The following is a 13,693-nucleotide window of genomic DNA, read 5'->3' on the forward strand; positions in this document are numbered from 1 at the left end:
GACCGACCGCGGACCGCAGCCCGGGACGACCGACCGATCGCAGACCGCAGGGCGGGATGACCGACCGCACGGCGGGAGAACCGACCGCAAGGGGGAGACGACGACCATGCACCGGACCTTGACCACCACCCTGGCCTGCGCCCTGACCGCCGTGCTCGTGACGGCCTGGTCTCCGGCGCCACCCGCCCGGCCCGCCGTCGCGACGACGGTGCACACCCGCGACGGGCTGGTGCGGGGATCCGCCCACGACGGATACCGCACCTTCGAGGGCATCCCCTACGCGGCCCCGCCGGTCGGCGCGCTGCGCTGGGCGGCCCCGCGCCGACCGGACGCCTGGACAGGGGTGCGGGACGCGACCCGCCCTGCGAGCGCCTGCCCACAGCAGGCCGGCGAGGTGCCCGGTGGCAGCACCGACGAGGACTGCCTCCACCTGAACGTCACGACACCCGGCGGCGCGAGCCCGGCGCACCCCAGGCCGGTGATCGTGTGGCTGCACGGCGGCGGCTTCACCACCGGGGCGGGCAGCTCGTACGACGCCCACCGCATGGCGGTCCGGGGCGACGTCGTGGTCGTCACCGTCAACTACCGCCTGGGGGCGCTCGGTTTCCTCGCGCATGCCGGGCTGCCCGGTTCCGGCACCTTCGGGCTGGCCGACCAGCAGGCGGCGCTGCGCTGGGTCCGTGGCGGCATCGGTGCGTTCGGCGGCGACCCGCACGACGTGACGCTGGCCGGCGAGTCCGCGGGCGGCTACGGCGTCTGCGCCCAACTCGCCTCCCCTGCAGCGGCCGGTCTCTTCGACCGGGCGATCATCGAGAGCGGCCCCTGCACCGGCGGTCCCGACCGCCCCTTCGCACCGTTCGCCGTTCCCCTGTCCACGGCACGCGGCGCGGGCGCGGACCTCGCGGCGAAAGTCGGCTGCGGATCCTCCCGCGACGCCCTCGCCTGCCTGCGGCGGGTGCCCGTCTCCCGGCTGCTCGCGGCCCAGGACACGGACGAACAGCCCGCCTACGGCACCCCGTTGCTGCCGGGTGATCCCGCGGCGGCGATCGCCGACGGCCGCTTCCACCAGGTCCCCGTGCTCATCGGGAACAACCACGACGAGGGCAACGGCTGGGCCGCCGGCATCATCCAGGCCGGCAACCCCGTCACCCCCGCCACCTGGCCCGACGTCGCCGCCGCCTTCTTTACCTCCCCGGGGCAGGCGGAGGCGGTCGTCCGCGAGTACCCGGTGCACGGCGCCGACGGCGGTCCGGTGTTCGGCGCGGTCATCGGCGACGCGAACTTCGCCTGCCCGACGGCGCGCACCGGCGGCCTGCTCGCGGCCCGGGTGCCGGTCTGGCGGTACGAGTTCGCCGACGAGCACGCTCCGCCCCTCACCCCGGGCACACCGCCGTTCCCGCTCGGCGCACCGCACGCGAGTGAACTGCCCTACCTCTTCGACCTGGGCGGCCGGCCCCGCGAACTGAGCGCGGCACAGCACCGGCTGGCCGACATCATGATCGACTACTGGAGCCGCTTCGCCCGCACCGCCGACCCGAACGGCCCGTCGGCACCGGCCTGGTCCCGGCACACGGTGCTCTCCCTGGCACCGGACCACGTCGTGCCCACCCGGAGGGTGGGGCTCCGCCACCACTGCGCGTTCTGGAGCGCGCTCGAGTAGCCGGGGCGAAGAACATCGCGCGGTCCGCCCGCCCGGACGGCCGGCCCACGGCACGGGTCCATGGGCCGGCCCTCGTCGGTCAGTCGCGTGCCGGGGGAGTGTAGAAGTCGCCCACGGAGGTCCAGACGCCGTTCTTGACCTCCACCTTCTGCACGCTGCGCGTCCCCAGGTGGCTGCTCGCGCCGAAGCTCATGACCGGCGACACCCCCGGGTCCACCTTGGCCGCATTCTGGTAGGCGGCGGTGAGGGACTGGGCCGTGACGGGCCCCTTCACGGTCTTCGCGATCTCGGCGAACACCTTGGCGTTGCTCCAGCCCCACAGGGCGAGGAAGCCCGCGGTCTGGCCGGGCTCGTACGTGGCCATCGCGGTCCGGAACTCCTTCACCGCGGGGTCGTCGTCCGAGGGCGCCCTGACCAGCTGGACGGCCTTGAGTCCCTCGGCGGCGTCCTTGGCCAGGGCGATCGTCGACTCGGCCGCCACCGGGGCGTAGGCGTACGTGGGCAGCGAAAGGCCCTGCAGCTTGGCCTCCTTGAGGAAGGCGGCCGCCTCGGGAGAGGTGAGGATCAGGATGACCGCCTGCGGCTTCGCCGACTTCACCTTGCTGATGACCGGTGTGTAGTCGGTGGTCTGGTACTTGACCGGCAGCCGCTCGACGTCGACCGAGGGGTCCAGCTTCTTCGCGACGGGTGCCACCTGCTCGGCCACGTTCACGAACGCGGCCGGGTCGCTGTGCACGACGAGGATCTTCTTCGCGCCGTCCTGCACCGCCCACGCGCCGACCGCCGCGGCCTGGTCCTCGTAGAGGGTCTGGGTGCCGAACAGGCCGGCGCGCGGCGGCTTGTACCAGTTCTCGGCGCCGCCCACCTCGTTGAGGACCGGCACCTTGGACTGGGTGAGGACGAACGGGAAGGCCGCCTCCGCCTGGGAGGTGCCGTTCGCGTTGACGATGGCCACGACCTTGTCCTGGCCGACCAGTTCACGCGCGATCTGCACGGTCTGCTGCGGATCGGCCGCGTTGTCCTTGACGGTCCACTCGACCTTGCGGCCGTTCACGCCGCCCTGGGCGTTGAGCATCTTGAAGTACGCGTCGGCGCCCGCCTTCTCGGCCACGCCGTACGTGGCGGTGGAGCCCGTGAGGGGCAGCCACGCGCCGATGTGGATCTCGGAGGAGCTGCTGCCCGCCGACGCCGAGTCCTGACCGGCGCATGCGCTTGCGGTCAGTGCCAGGACGGCGAGAACGGCTGTCGCTCCCGCCGTACGGCGGGATCTGCTGATTGTCCGGAACACGGTCCACCTCGTTCACAACGATCACAACGGTTACTACGGACGCAGGGGGCGTAAGGGCGTAAGGGCGCAAGGGGTGCAACGGGACGTCACTGCACCGGGGAGGTCCGGGGGGAGGTCCGGGCGGTGGCCGCCGCGGTCGTGGCGGGCCCAGTGGCGCCGCTGAAGTACGCCGATTCCGCCACAGCGGCGAACTCCGGTTCGCCTGGCCGTCCTTGGGCGGCGACGACGCCCTCGTGCAGGACGGCCACCTCGTGGCAGACGGACATGGCCCGGCTGAGCGACTGCTCCAGCAGCACCACCGTCAGGCCGTCGTGAGTCAGCCCGATCAGCCGGTCGTAGACCTCGTCCACCAGGGCGGGGGCCAGCCCGAGGGCCGGTTCGTCGACGATCAGGACGTCCGGCCGGGCGATCAGCGCGCGGGCGATGGCGAGCATCTGCTGCTCGCCGCCGGACAACCCGGCGGCCGGTGCGGACATCCGGTCGCGCAGCCGGGCCGGCAGCCACTGGACGGTCTCCGCCAGCCGCTCGCGCAGCTCCGAGCCGGTGATACCGGCCGCGTACGCCGCGACCTCCAGGTTCTCGCGCAGCGACAGCGTCCTGAACAGCCCGCGGCCCTCGGGAGCCAGGCTCGTGCGTACGGAGCCGCCCGACTCCCGTACGCCGTGGGCAGGCCGGAGCGAGCCGTGCAGGATGCCGGCGAGGGTGCTCTTGCCCGCGCCGTTGGCCCCCGCGACACCGAGCACGCTTCCTTCGCGGACGTCGAGGTCGACGTCCCGCAGGGCGGCCACCCCGCCGTACGAGTGACCTGTCCCGCGCAGCCGGATCAGGCTCCGTTCGCCGACGGTGTCCGGCAGTTGGGCCCGGTCGCCGACGGTGCCCAGGTAGGACGACCGCACCTTCGGATCCTGGAGCACGGTGTCCGGGGTGCCGTCGCCGATGGTACGGCCGAAGTCGAAGGCGAGCACCCGGTGGGCGACGGAGAAGAGGTCGTCGAGGACGTGGTCGATGACGACCACGGCGGTGCCCTCGGCGTTGAGCCGCCTGATGTGCTGGGCCAGCAGCGTCCGTTCGCCGGTGTCGAGGCCGCCGAAGGGCTCGTCCAGGATCAGCAGCCGGGGCCTCTCGGCCATCGCCCGCGCGAGGTCGAGCCGCTTCTGCAGGCCGAAGGGCAGTTCCGCGGGGCGCCGGTCCGCCACGTCCGCGAGGCCCACGGAGCGCAGGAGCCGGGCGACGGCGTCCCGGTCGCGGGCCGTGACGCGTCGGCGGGTGCACAACACGTTCTCGGCGACGGTGAGTTCGGAGAACACCTCCGCGTGCTGGAAGGTACGGCCGATCCCCAGCCGGCGGCGCGTGATCGCCCTGGCCGTCAGCAGCGGCCGTCCCGCGAAGTCGGCCGTGCCGCTGACGCGTCCGTTGCCGGTCAGCCCGGACAGCACGTTCAACAGGGTCGTCTTTCCGGCCCCGTTGGGTCCGATGACGGCCAGGATCTCGTCCTGCCGCACGGACAGCGAGGCGTCCTCCAGTGCCTTCAGGCCGCCGTACGCGACGGACACGTGCTCCAGGCGGAGAAGGGCGGGGGATTCGCCGCCCGTCCCCGACGAGCCGCCGGCGGGCGGGAGGGGTGCGGAGGACTCGAAGGACGGCGCCGGCCAGGTCTCCGGCCGTCCGGCCGAGGGCCCGGTGGACGGCGGTCGCCCGCTCTCCGGCCGTCGCCGTACGAACCGCAGGATGCCCCGCGCGGGCGCGGCGAGGGACGGTACGACTCCCGCGGGCAGGAAGAGGAGGATCACGATGAGGACGACGCCCTGCACCACCGGCTGGGGCATCCCCACGGTGGACGAGAGCGAGGGGCTCCAGGTCAGATAGATGCCGCCGGCCACCGCGCCGAGGACCGAGCCGACCCCGCCGAGCACGCACGCCGCGATCAGCGAGATGCCGAAGGCGAGCGAGAACGGGTCCGGGCTGACGAACCCGGTGATCAGCCCGAGCAGCACGCCCGCGAAGCTCGTGCACGCCCCGCTGACCGCGAACGACAGCGACGACTGGGCCTCCGGCGCGATACCGACCGTACGGGCGGCCATCGGATGCGACTTGGCCGCCACCAGGCGCATCCGCAGCGCCGAGGCGCGGGCGGGCACGGCCAGGGCGAGGACCACGGCCGCCGCGCCCACCGCGAGGTACTGGGCCTGGGTGCCACCGCCCGCGAACGTGCCGAGGCCCAGGGCGCTGCGCAGTTGGAGCACCGGTACGCCCTGGTCGCCGCCCGTCACGCTGCTCCACCTGTTGACCAGTTCCAGCGTCACCGTGGTGAAGGCGAGGGTCAGCAGGGCGATGTAGAGGACCGAGAACCGGGCGCCCGCGTATCCGAGGAAGGCGCCCAGGGCGGCACCGACGGCGACCGCGCCCAGCACCGCCGTCTCCAGCGCCCAGCCGTGCGCGCTGCCGTACGCCGCGAAGTAGGCGCCGATGGCGAAGAACGCGGGGTGGCCGACCGACCAGATGCCGGACCAGCCGGCGAGCAGGCCGACCGACAGGACGACGATCGTGTACACAGCAGCCAGCGCCACCGAGTACATCTGGTACGCCGGGATCGCGCCGGCCGCCATGAACACCATGAGCACCGCGCCGACGGCCGGTCCCAGGGCGGCCCTCGCCAGGGCCGAACGGTTGAAGACCATGGATGCGACCCTTCAGACGCGCTGGAAGGTGCGGGTGCCGAACAAGCCCTGGGGGCGGATCAGCAGCACCAGCACGGTGAACGAGAACACGAACGTGTCGCGGAAGCTGGCGGAGACGTAGTTCGCCGCCAGGTTGTCCAGGACACCGATGGCCAGCCCGCCGACGACAGCGCCGTACATGCTGGTCAGGCCGCCCAGGAAGATCCCGGCGAAGGCCCGGAACAGCGGCGCGGTGAGCGCGGTGGTGGCAAGGCCCGAGCGCGGCGCGTACAGGCACGCGGCCAGCGCGGCGAGACCGAGGCCGAGCACCCAGGAGATCCGGGCGAGACGCTGGGCGCCCAGGCCGACGACCCGGGCCGTCTCGGCCGACTCGGCCACGGCACGCATGGCCGAGCCGAGCGTGGTGCGCGAGAACAGGAAGCCCACCAGCGCCATCGCCACCGCGGCGACCCCGATCGTCACCAGGCTCTGCACCGGCAGCGCCGCGCCCGACCACCGCACGGTGCCGTCCACCAGGTTGGGGAAGTCCCTGGGCTGCTCGCCCCAGACCGACCCGGCCAGGTTCTCGGCGATCAGCGAGACCCCCATGGTCACGACGAGCGCGGAGAACAGCTGTCCCTGGCCCAGTGGCCGGATCACGGTCTCGCGCACCAGCAGGCCCGCCGCGACGGTGACCGCGACGGCGGCGAGGAGGCCGAGCACCGTCGCCACGCCGCGGTCGTGGAGCGAGACCGCCACGTACAGGCCCAGGGTCGCGAGCGACGCCATCGCGAAGTTCACGACGTCCGTGGCCCGGTAGATGATGACCAGCCCGAGGCCCATGAGGCCGTACACGGCTCCACTCGCCACACCGCTGACCAGGACAAGCAGGAACTGACTCACAGTCCCTCCCTCGGGGAAGAGCGCTTTTCGCGCCACGCGTGCGGGACGTACGGGCACCGTGGTCGGCACCAAATCAAAGTGAACTCACTTCAGTAAGCTAGGCACTGGGATGTCAGGCGGGCAAGACTCGTGCACGGGATTTGTGCGGGCCGCCCTGGGGGCGGTCTCGGCGGTCGTCGGCCGGGGGTCGCCCGGCGAGCGCGGTACGGGCCGCCGCCAGCCCGAAGACCAGGGCGGGGGCGAGGCCGCCCGCGTAGGCGCGCCGGTACAGCCCGCCCGCGTCCGCGCCGGCCGCGAGCAGCCCGGGGACCGGCCGGCATCCGTCGGTGCCCGTGTCGCCGGGCCCGGACCGGACCCGGGTTGCCGAGTCGATCAGCAGGCCGCCGAAGGTGAACGTGACCGCGGGGGCCGCTTCGACGACGTAGAAGGGTGGTTCGTCCAGCGGCCGGGAATCCAGCAGGCGTCCGGGCGCCGGGGTCCCGCCCGCAGCCGCGGTGGCGTTGAACTCCCTGACGCGGTCGCCGATCACGGCGCCGGGATAGCCCCACTCCTCGGGCATCGAGGCGAAGTCCGCCAGATCCTCCGCCACCGCGCAGCGGGCCCCCGCGCGATGGCACAGCTGGAACTTGTCGACGCCCGCGATGCCCTCGACGTACGAGGCGCTGATCCACTTCCGGTGCACGCGGGCGTCGGCGACCAGCAGCCCGCGGGCCTGCGGCCGGTTCAGCAGGGCCATGGCGGTGAGATGGTCACCGGCCGTCTCGTCGGTGAAGCGCTCGCCCGTGGTGTCGAACAGCAGGGCGTGTTCGCTGTAGTAGAGCGCCAGGTCGACGAAGCGCGCGGGGTCGGCCAGGGAGACGCCCGCCGGCATCAGGTGGCCGTAGAAACCGGCGTCCTGCGCGCCGAACTCCGCCCCCGCGGCCCGGCCCAGCGCCAGCCCGTCGCCGCGGCTGTGCGGGTTGGCCCGCAGCGCGACGTCCGCGGCCTGCGGGTGGAGGTGCTGGGCGCGCAACTCGGGGTCGCCCTGGAAGCCGCCGGTCGCGAGCAGCGTCCAGGTGGCCTCGATACGGCGTGCCGAGCCGTCCGGCAGGAGGCACTCCGCCCCCGTCACCCGGCCGTCCTCCGTCAGGAGGGTGCGGGTCCAGGTGCCGGTCAGCACCTCCTGGCCCCGGTCCCGGACGAGTCGTTCGCAGGTGTCGAGGTAGTGGTTGGTGTCGACCTGGTGCCCGCGGCCGAAGCCGAGAACCGGCACCGGTGGCCTGCAGTCCACGCCGAGCGACCGCACCCAGGCCACTCCGCCGGCAAATCCGTCGACCAGAGCCGCGGCCAGCTCCGGATCGCCGTCCGGATTGACCCGGCACAACTCCTCGACCGTCGGGGCGGTCCAGATGAAGCCGGCGAAGCGGGCGGAACCGCCCACGCGTTCCGCCTTCTCCACCAGCACCACCGAGCCGCCCCCGGCCGCCACCCGGGCGGCGGCCGAAAGCCCCGCCATACCGCCCCCGATCACCAGCAGGTCCACCGTGTCCGCGCCCATGGGCAGTCCTCCGCCTCCGTGTCGCCGAGTGGGTCATGACGCTAATTGAACTCACTTCTGTAGTCGAGGGGTCGGTACGGGGGTGCTGCGGCGGTGCGGTTTCGGCCGGGGTGGTGCCGCGGCCGGGAGCTCGGCCCGGGAGTCGGCCGTCGGCTCAGTCGGGAACGACGACGGCGCGCCCCCGGACCGCGCCCGCGCGCAGCCTTTCGAACGCTTCCGGAGCGCTGGACAGCGGGTACCGCTCGACCTCCACGTGCAGGGTGCCCTCGCGGGCCAGGGCGACCACCCGTTCGAGCTCGGGCACGGTTCCCCAGAAGGGCAGCGAGATCCTGGTTCCGGGGGGGAGCGCGCCGGGCTTGCGGACCGTCAGTTCGCCGCCCCCGCTGCCCACGACGACCAGTTCCCCGCCGGCCCGCAGTACGGCGACGGCGAGTTCCAGGCTGGAGCGGCTGCCGACGAAGTCGAGCACGGCCACCGCTCCGGTCCCCCCGGTCCGGGCCCGCAGGACCCGGGCGGTGTCGGGTCGCAGCGGCGTCGCGACGTGCGCGCCGCAGGCGGCGGCCAGGGCCAGCGCCTCCTCTCGTACGTCCACGGCCAGCACCTGGGCGGTCGTCGTGGCCCGCAGGATCTGGACCGCGAGGTGGCCCAGCCCGCCGACGCCGAGAACGACCACGCTCGCGCCGTCGGGGAGGGGGCGCCCTGTGGCGGTGACGGCGTGGTACGCGGTGAGCCCGGCGTCGGTCAGAGGCGCCGCCTGGACCGCGTCCAGGTCGCCCACCGGGACCAGCAGCCGCCCGGACGGCACGAGCACCGTGTCGGCCATCCCGCCGTCGCGGCCCAGTCCCGCCCCGGTGCCGGCCAGCTCCCGGTCGAGCTCCGGTCGCCGGTCGCAGTAGTTCTCCGCGCCCGCACCGCAGTTCGCACACCGCCCGCAGCCCCACGGCCCGTACACGACGACACGCTCGCCGACGGCCGGACCCACGGCCCGCGGGCCCCGCTCCAGCACCCGGCCGGCGACCTCGTGACCGAGGGTGAACGGAATCCGGTAGGGGAGGCCGCCCGGAGCGGCGTCGACGACGTGGAGGTCCGACCGGCACAGCCCGGCCGCCTCGACCCGCACCAGCACTTCCTCGCCCGTGGGTACCGGCCGCGCCAGCTCGGTGAGGACGGGCGGCCCGCCCCAGCGCGGCAGCCGGAGCGCTCTTGTTCTGTCTGTTGACATGGCCGAGACGGTAACAAAAATGAAGTCAGTTCAGTAGGGCGGAAGAGGACGGAGGGAGAGGTGGCCGCGATGGGTGACGAAAGCGGTGACGGGAGGGCGGGCCGTTTCGGTGGACGCGTCGCTCTGGTCACCGGTGCGGGTTCCGGTATCGGGGCGGCGGTCGCCCGGCGACTCGCGGAGCAGGGCGCGGAGGTCTTCGCCGCGGACGTCCACGGCGCCGCCGTCGCTGCCGTGGCCGGGGAACTGCCCGGTGCCCATGCGCTGGCCATGGACGTGGCGGATCCCGCACAGGTCGACCGGGCCTTCACGGAAGCGACCGCGGCGCGCGGGGGTCTGGACGTGGTGGTGCACGCGGCCGGTGTGGACGACCCCGCCGTCAAGGAGTGGATCGCCGAGGCGCTGCTCGGCCAACGGCCGCCCGAGGTGACCACGCGGCTGGGCGACGACGCGTGGCGGCGCGTGCTGCGGGTCAACCTCGACGGCACCTTCCACGTGCTGCGCGCCGCACTGCGCGTCATGGTGCCCCGCAGGTCCGGTGCGGTAGTCACCGTCGGCTCCTCCTCGGCCTTCGACACCCTGGCCGGTTATCCGCACTACGCCGCGTCGAAGGCCGGGGCGCACGCGCTGAGCCAGGCCGTCGCCAAGGAGGCGATCGCGTTCGGCGTCCGCGTCAACACGGTGGCGCCGGGGCCGACGGAGACGGGCATGGCGGCGCGCACGCCCGCGGCGCTCAGGCAAGGCTTCGCCGGTCCACGGGGCCGGCCCTACGCCACGCCCGAGGAGATCGCCGACGTCGCCCTGTTCCTGGCGAGCGAAGAGGCGGCGAATCTCGTGGGCGCGGTGCTGCTTGCCAACGGCGGACGGTTCACGGTGTGAGGGAGGTTCGGATGGTCCGGCTCGATATCGATCCCGCGCTGCTGCTGGAGACCGAGGAGCAGCGCCAACTACGCATGGTGCTGAGGGATGTGCTCACCGATTCCTGCGGGCCCGGGCAGGTGCGCGAACAGGTCGCGAGCCCGCGCGGATTCGACCGGGCGCTGTGGGACAGGCTCGCCGGCGAGATCGGCGTGCACGGCCTCGCCGTTCCCGAGGAGTACGGCGGCGCCGGCTACACCTGTTCCGAACTCGCCGTCGCCCTGGAGGAGACGGGGCGCGTGCTCTGCCCCGCGCCGCTGCTGCCTACCGTTGTGCTGGCCGGGGAGGCCCTGCTGGCCGGCGGGGACCCGAGGGCCTGCGAACGCTGGCTGCCGGGCATCGCCTCCGGAGACCGCACGGCCACCGTCGCGGGACTCCTGCACCCGGCTGACGTCACGGCCGAGCGCGGCCCGGCCGGCTGGGTGCTGCGGGGCGAGGCGGATTTCGTGCCCGACGGCGAGGGCGCCGATCTGCTGCTGGTCGCCGCCCGCGCCCCGGACGGGGAACGGCTGTTCGCCTGCGCGCCCGAGGCCGCGACCTGCCGTCGCATGGCGCGTCGCGTCCTCGACCCCACCCGGCGCCAGGCGCAGGTCCGCTTCACGGGAGCCGCGGCCGAGCCGGTCGGCGAGCCGGGGCAGGTTCCGGTGATCGCCGCCGCGGTGCTGGACGCCGGACGGGTGGCACTGGCCGCCGAGCACGTGGGAGCCAGCGCCCACGCGCTGGACGCGACCCTGGACTACGTGTCCCACCGAACTCAGTTCGGTCGGGCCGTGGGATCCTTCCAGGCGGTCAAGCACCGGCTGGCCGACCTCCTCGTCGCGGTCGAGGGTGCCCGCTCCGTGTCGTCGTACGCGCGTGCCTGCCTGGCCGCGCGGCGGCCGGACCTACCCGTGGCCGCGGCTGCCGCGGCGGTCGCCTGTACCGATGCCTATCGCCTGGCCGCCACCGAATACGTCCAGCTCCACGGTGGAATCGGCTTCACCTGGGAGCATCCGGCCCACCTCTACGTGCGCCGCGCCAGAGCCGACGAGGCGCTGTTCGGCACGGGGGACGACCACGGCCTGCGCCTGGCCGGGCTGCTCGGCCTCGCCGGCCGGGGCGACTGACCACTCGTCGGCCGCCGATCTTCCGGACCATTGACAGGGGCATTCATCGCCCCCAGAATCGAACTCAATTCAGTTCAGTTTGGAGGGGCTCATGGCAGTCGAAGACGAGATCCAGTTCGAGCGGGACGGGCAGGTGGCACGGGTCTGGCTGAACCGCCCGCACAAGAAGAACTGCGTGACCGTGCCGATCCTCAACCGCCTCGACGAGATCATCACCGAGGTGGACGCGGACCCCGACCTGCGGGTGCTGGTGCTGCGCGGGCGCGGCAACACCTTCTGCTCCGGGTTCGACCTGGACAGTCTCAAGGCCGACTTCGTCGGCCGGTCCAACGCGATCGACGTCGCCGTACTGTCGGCCAAGGTCTGTGACCGGCTGTACTCGATGAAGACCCCGTCGATCGCCGTCCTCGAAGGGCATGTCACCGCCGGCGGCTTCGAGCTGATGATCTCCTGCGACTTCGCGATCGCCGCGGACGACGCCCTGATCGGCGACTTCCACATCCGCCGCGCCCTGTTCGGCGGAGCGGGGCCGATCTACCGGGTGCCCCGCATGATCGGCGTCCGCAAGACCAAGGAGCTCATGCTCACCGGCAAGCTGCTCACCGGGGTCGAGGCCGCGGAGTTCGGCCTCATCAATTCCTCGGCGCCCGCCGACAAGCTCGACGCCACCGTCGAGGAGTTCGCCGACCAGCTCGTCGACAAGAGCCCGTTCACCATGTGGATCACCAAGATGACCATCGACCGGAGTCTCGACGCGGACATCCAGTCCCTGATGGTCATGGAACACCTCGCCGTCGGCGTGATGCTCAACTCCGAGGACGCGGCGGAGGGCGTGGCGGCCTTCCTGGAGAAGCGGGAACCGCAGTGGAAGGGCCGCTGAACGCCCCGGCGGAGACCGGGAGCCGGCTGCGCGGCTCCCGGTGCGCCGACTGCGCGGTGGCCGCCTACCCGGCCCGCCCGGGGTGCCCCCGCTGCGGGGGCACCGCCGAGCCGGTGGTGCTCTCCGCCACCGGCACGCTGTGGACCTGGACCGTGCAGCGGTACGCGCCCAAGTCGCCGCCGTACGTCCCGCCGGCCGCCGGGTTCACGCCGTTCACCGTCGGATACGTCGAACTTCCGGAGGGCGTGAGGGTGCTGGCCACCCTGGACATCCGGCCCGAGGACGCGGAGATCGGCATGCCGGTCACCGTCACCGCGGGGGACGGTGTGCCGAGGGCCACGGGAGCCGTCGTATGAGCGCCGAGGACGTGCTCGTCTGCGGTGCCGGGATCACCCCCTTCGCCCGGACGGAGGCGAGCGGCCGGGAACTGGCCGTGCAGGCCGTGCGTGCCGCTCTCCAGGACGCCGGACTTCCGTGGTCGCGGGTGCGGGCCGCGTACGGCGGCAGCGACGCCGCCGGCAACGCCGACACACTGGTCTCCGAACTCGGCCTGACCGGCGTGCCGTTCACCAACGTCCGCAACGGCTGCGCCACCGGTGGCAGCGCGCTGGTGTCGGCGGTCAACGCGATCCGGTCGGGGGCGGCGGACGTCGCCCTCGCGGTCGGCTTCGACAAGCACCCGCGCGGCGCCTTCGACCCACGGCCCGCCGACTGGGGGCTGGACGAGGCCTACGGCCGCGACGGGCTGATGGTCACCACGCAGTTCTTCGCGATGAAGATCCAGCGGTACATGCACGACCACGGCATCAGCCACCGCACCCTCGCCCTGGTCGCCGAGAAGGCGTACGCGAACGGTGCGCTCAACCCGCTCGCCTGGCGGCGCAAGCCGCTCGACGCCGACGAGGTCCTCGCGTCCGGCATGGTCAACGACCCGTTGACCCGGTACATGTTCTGCTCGCCCGGCCAGGGCGCGGTCGCGCTGGTCCTGTGCAGCCGCGCCGTGGCCCGTGAGCTCGGCGGTACCCCGGTCACGCTGCGGGCGGCCGTCGTACGGACCCGCCGCTTCGGCTCCTTCGAGGTGTTCAGCCCCTGGACGCCGCCCGGGACCCCGGCCAGCGTGAGTGCGGACGCCGCACAACACGCCTTCGAGGAGGCCGGGCTGGGCCCCGGGGACATCGACGTGTGCCAGCTCCAGGACACCGAGAGCGGCGCCGAGGTGATGCACCTGGCCGAGTGCGGCTTCTGCGCACACGGCGAACAGGAGTCGCTCATCCCCTTCGGGGCGACCGGGATCGGCGGCTCACTGCCCGTCAACACCGACGGCGGCTGCATCGCCAACGGAGAACCCATCGGGGCCTCCGGGCTGCGCCAAGTACACGAGGTCGTCCAGCAGTTGCGCGGCCGGGCGGGCGAGCGCCAGGTGCCCGGTGATCCGGCGGCCGGCTTCACCCACGTGTACGGAGCACCGGGCGTCAGCGCCTGCACCGTGCTGACCCGCTGAGCGCATCGAGGAGAGGAAGGGAGG

At 73.2% G+C, this 13,693-nt stretch carries 11 protein-coding genes; 6 read left to right on the forward strand and 5 right to left on the reverse strand.

The features are described 5' to 3' along the window. Positions 1 to 106: 106 nt before the first annotated feature. Entirely contained in the window at positions 107 to 1,660 is a 1,554-nt protein-coding gene (locus tag ACZ63F_RS04670; RefSeq protein WP_469708645.1) for a carboxylesterase/lipase family protein, read from the forward strand. Positions 1,661 to 1,739: 79 nt separating this feature from the next. On the opposite strand, the gene ACZ63F_RS04675 is transcribed toward ACZ63F_RS04670, so the two are convergent. The 5 genes from ACZ63F_RS04675 to ACZ63F_RS04695 form a co-directional block, all read right to left on the reverse strand. Beyond that, on the reverse strand, positions 1,740 to 2,948 hold the full coding sequence (locus ACZ63F_RS04675; protein ID WP_469708647.1) for an ABC transporter substrate-binding protein: 1,209 nt from the start codon (positions 2,946 to 2,948) through the stop codon (positions 1,740 to 1,742). A gap of 86 nt (positions 2,949 to 3,034) precedes the next feature. Further along, entirely contained in the window at positions 3,035 to 5,626 is a 2,592-nt protein-coding gene (locus ACZ63F_RS04680; RefSeq protein ID WP_469708650.1) for an ATP-binding cassette domain-containing protein, read from the reverse strand. A gap of 12 nt (positions 5,627 to 5,638) precedes the next feature. Further along, the gene (locus ACZ63F_RS04685; protein WP_469708653.1) at positions 5,639 to 6,508 is read right to left on the reverse strand and encodes a branched-chain amino acid ABC transporter permease; all 870 of its coding nucleotides are present in this window, start codon (positions 6,506 to 6,508) and stop codon (positions 5,639 to 5,641) included. Positions 6,509 to 6,620: 112 nt separating this feature from the next. Then, entirely contained in the window at positions 6,621 to 8,045 is a 1,425-nt protein-coding gene (locus ACZ63F_RS04690; RefSeq protein WP_469708655.1) for an FAD-dependent oxidoreductase, read from the reverse strand. A 154-nt stretch (positions 8,046 to 8,199) separates the two neighbouring features. Then, complete coding sequence (locus ACZ63F_RS04695; RefSeq protein ID WP_469708657.1) at positions 8,200 to 9,267, reverse strand: alcohol dehydrogenase catalytic domain-containing protein; 1,068 nt, start codon at positions 9,265 to 9,267, stop codon at positions 8,200 to 8,202. Positions 9,268 to 9,336: 69 nt separating this feature from the next. Here ACZ63F_RS04695 and ACZ63F_RS04700 point away from each other — a divergent pair, with 69 nt between their 5' ends. The 5 genes from ACZ63F_RS04700 (at position 9,337) to ACZ63F_RS04720 (ending at position 13,669) form a co-directional block, all read left to right on the forward strand. Further along, on the forward strand, positions 9,337 to 10,143 hold the full coding sequence (locus ACZ63F_RS04700) for an SDR family NAD(P)-dependent oxidoreductase (RefSeq protein ID WP_469708660.1): 807 nt from the start codon (positions 9,337 to 9,339) through the stop codon (positions 10,141 to 10,143). A gap of 11 nt (positions 10,144 to 10,154) precedes the next feature. Beyond that, positions 10,155 to 11,288 (forward strand): acyl-CoA dehydrogenase family protein, encoded by a 1,134-nt coding sequence (locus tag ACZ63F_RS04705; RefSeq protein ID WP_469708662.1) that lies wholly within the window; start codon positions 10,155 to 10,157, stop codon positions 11,286 to 11,288. A 91-nt stretch (positions 11,289 to 11,379) separates the two neighbouring features. Next, complete coding sequence (locus tag ACZ63F_RS04710; RefSeq protein WP_469708665.1) at positions 11,380 to 12,168, forward strand: enoyl-CoA hydratase/isomerase family protein; 789 nt, start codon at positions 11,380 to 11,382, stop codon at positions 12,166 to 12,168. Beyond that, positions 12,153 to 12,524: a Zn-ribbon domain-containing OB-fold protein gene (locus tag ACZ63F_RS04715; RefSeq protein ID WP_469708667.1), complete on the forward strand. Its 372-nt coding sequence runs from the start codon at positions 12,153 to 12,155 to the stop codon at positions 12,522 to 12,524. The genes ACZ63F_RS04710 and ACZ63F_RS04715 overlap by 16 nt, the downstream gene beginning before the upstream one ends. Beyond that, positions 12,521 to 13,669 carry a thiolase family protein gene (locus tag ACZ63F_RS04720; protein WP_469708669.1) on the forward strand — a complete coding sequence of 383 codons (1,149 nt, stop codon included), beginning with the start codon at positions 12,521 to 12,523 and terminating at the stop codon, positions 13,667 to 13,669. The genes ACZ63F_RS04715 and ACZ63F_RS04720 overlap by 4 nt, the downstream gene beginning before the upstream one ends. The last annotated feature ends 24 nt before the right edge of the window (positions 13,670 to 13,693 follow it).

This window comes from Streptomyces sp. NPDC104761 (assembly GCF_055583445.1).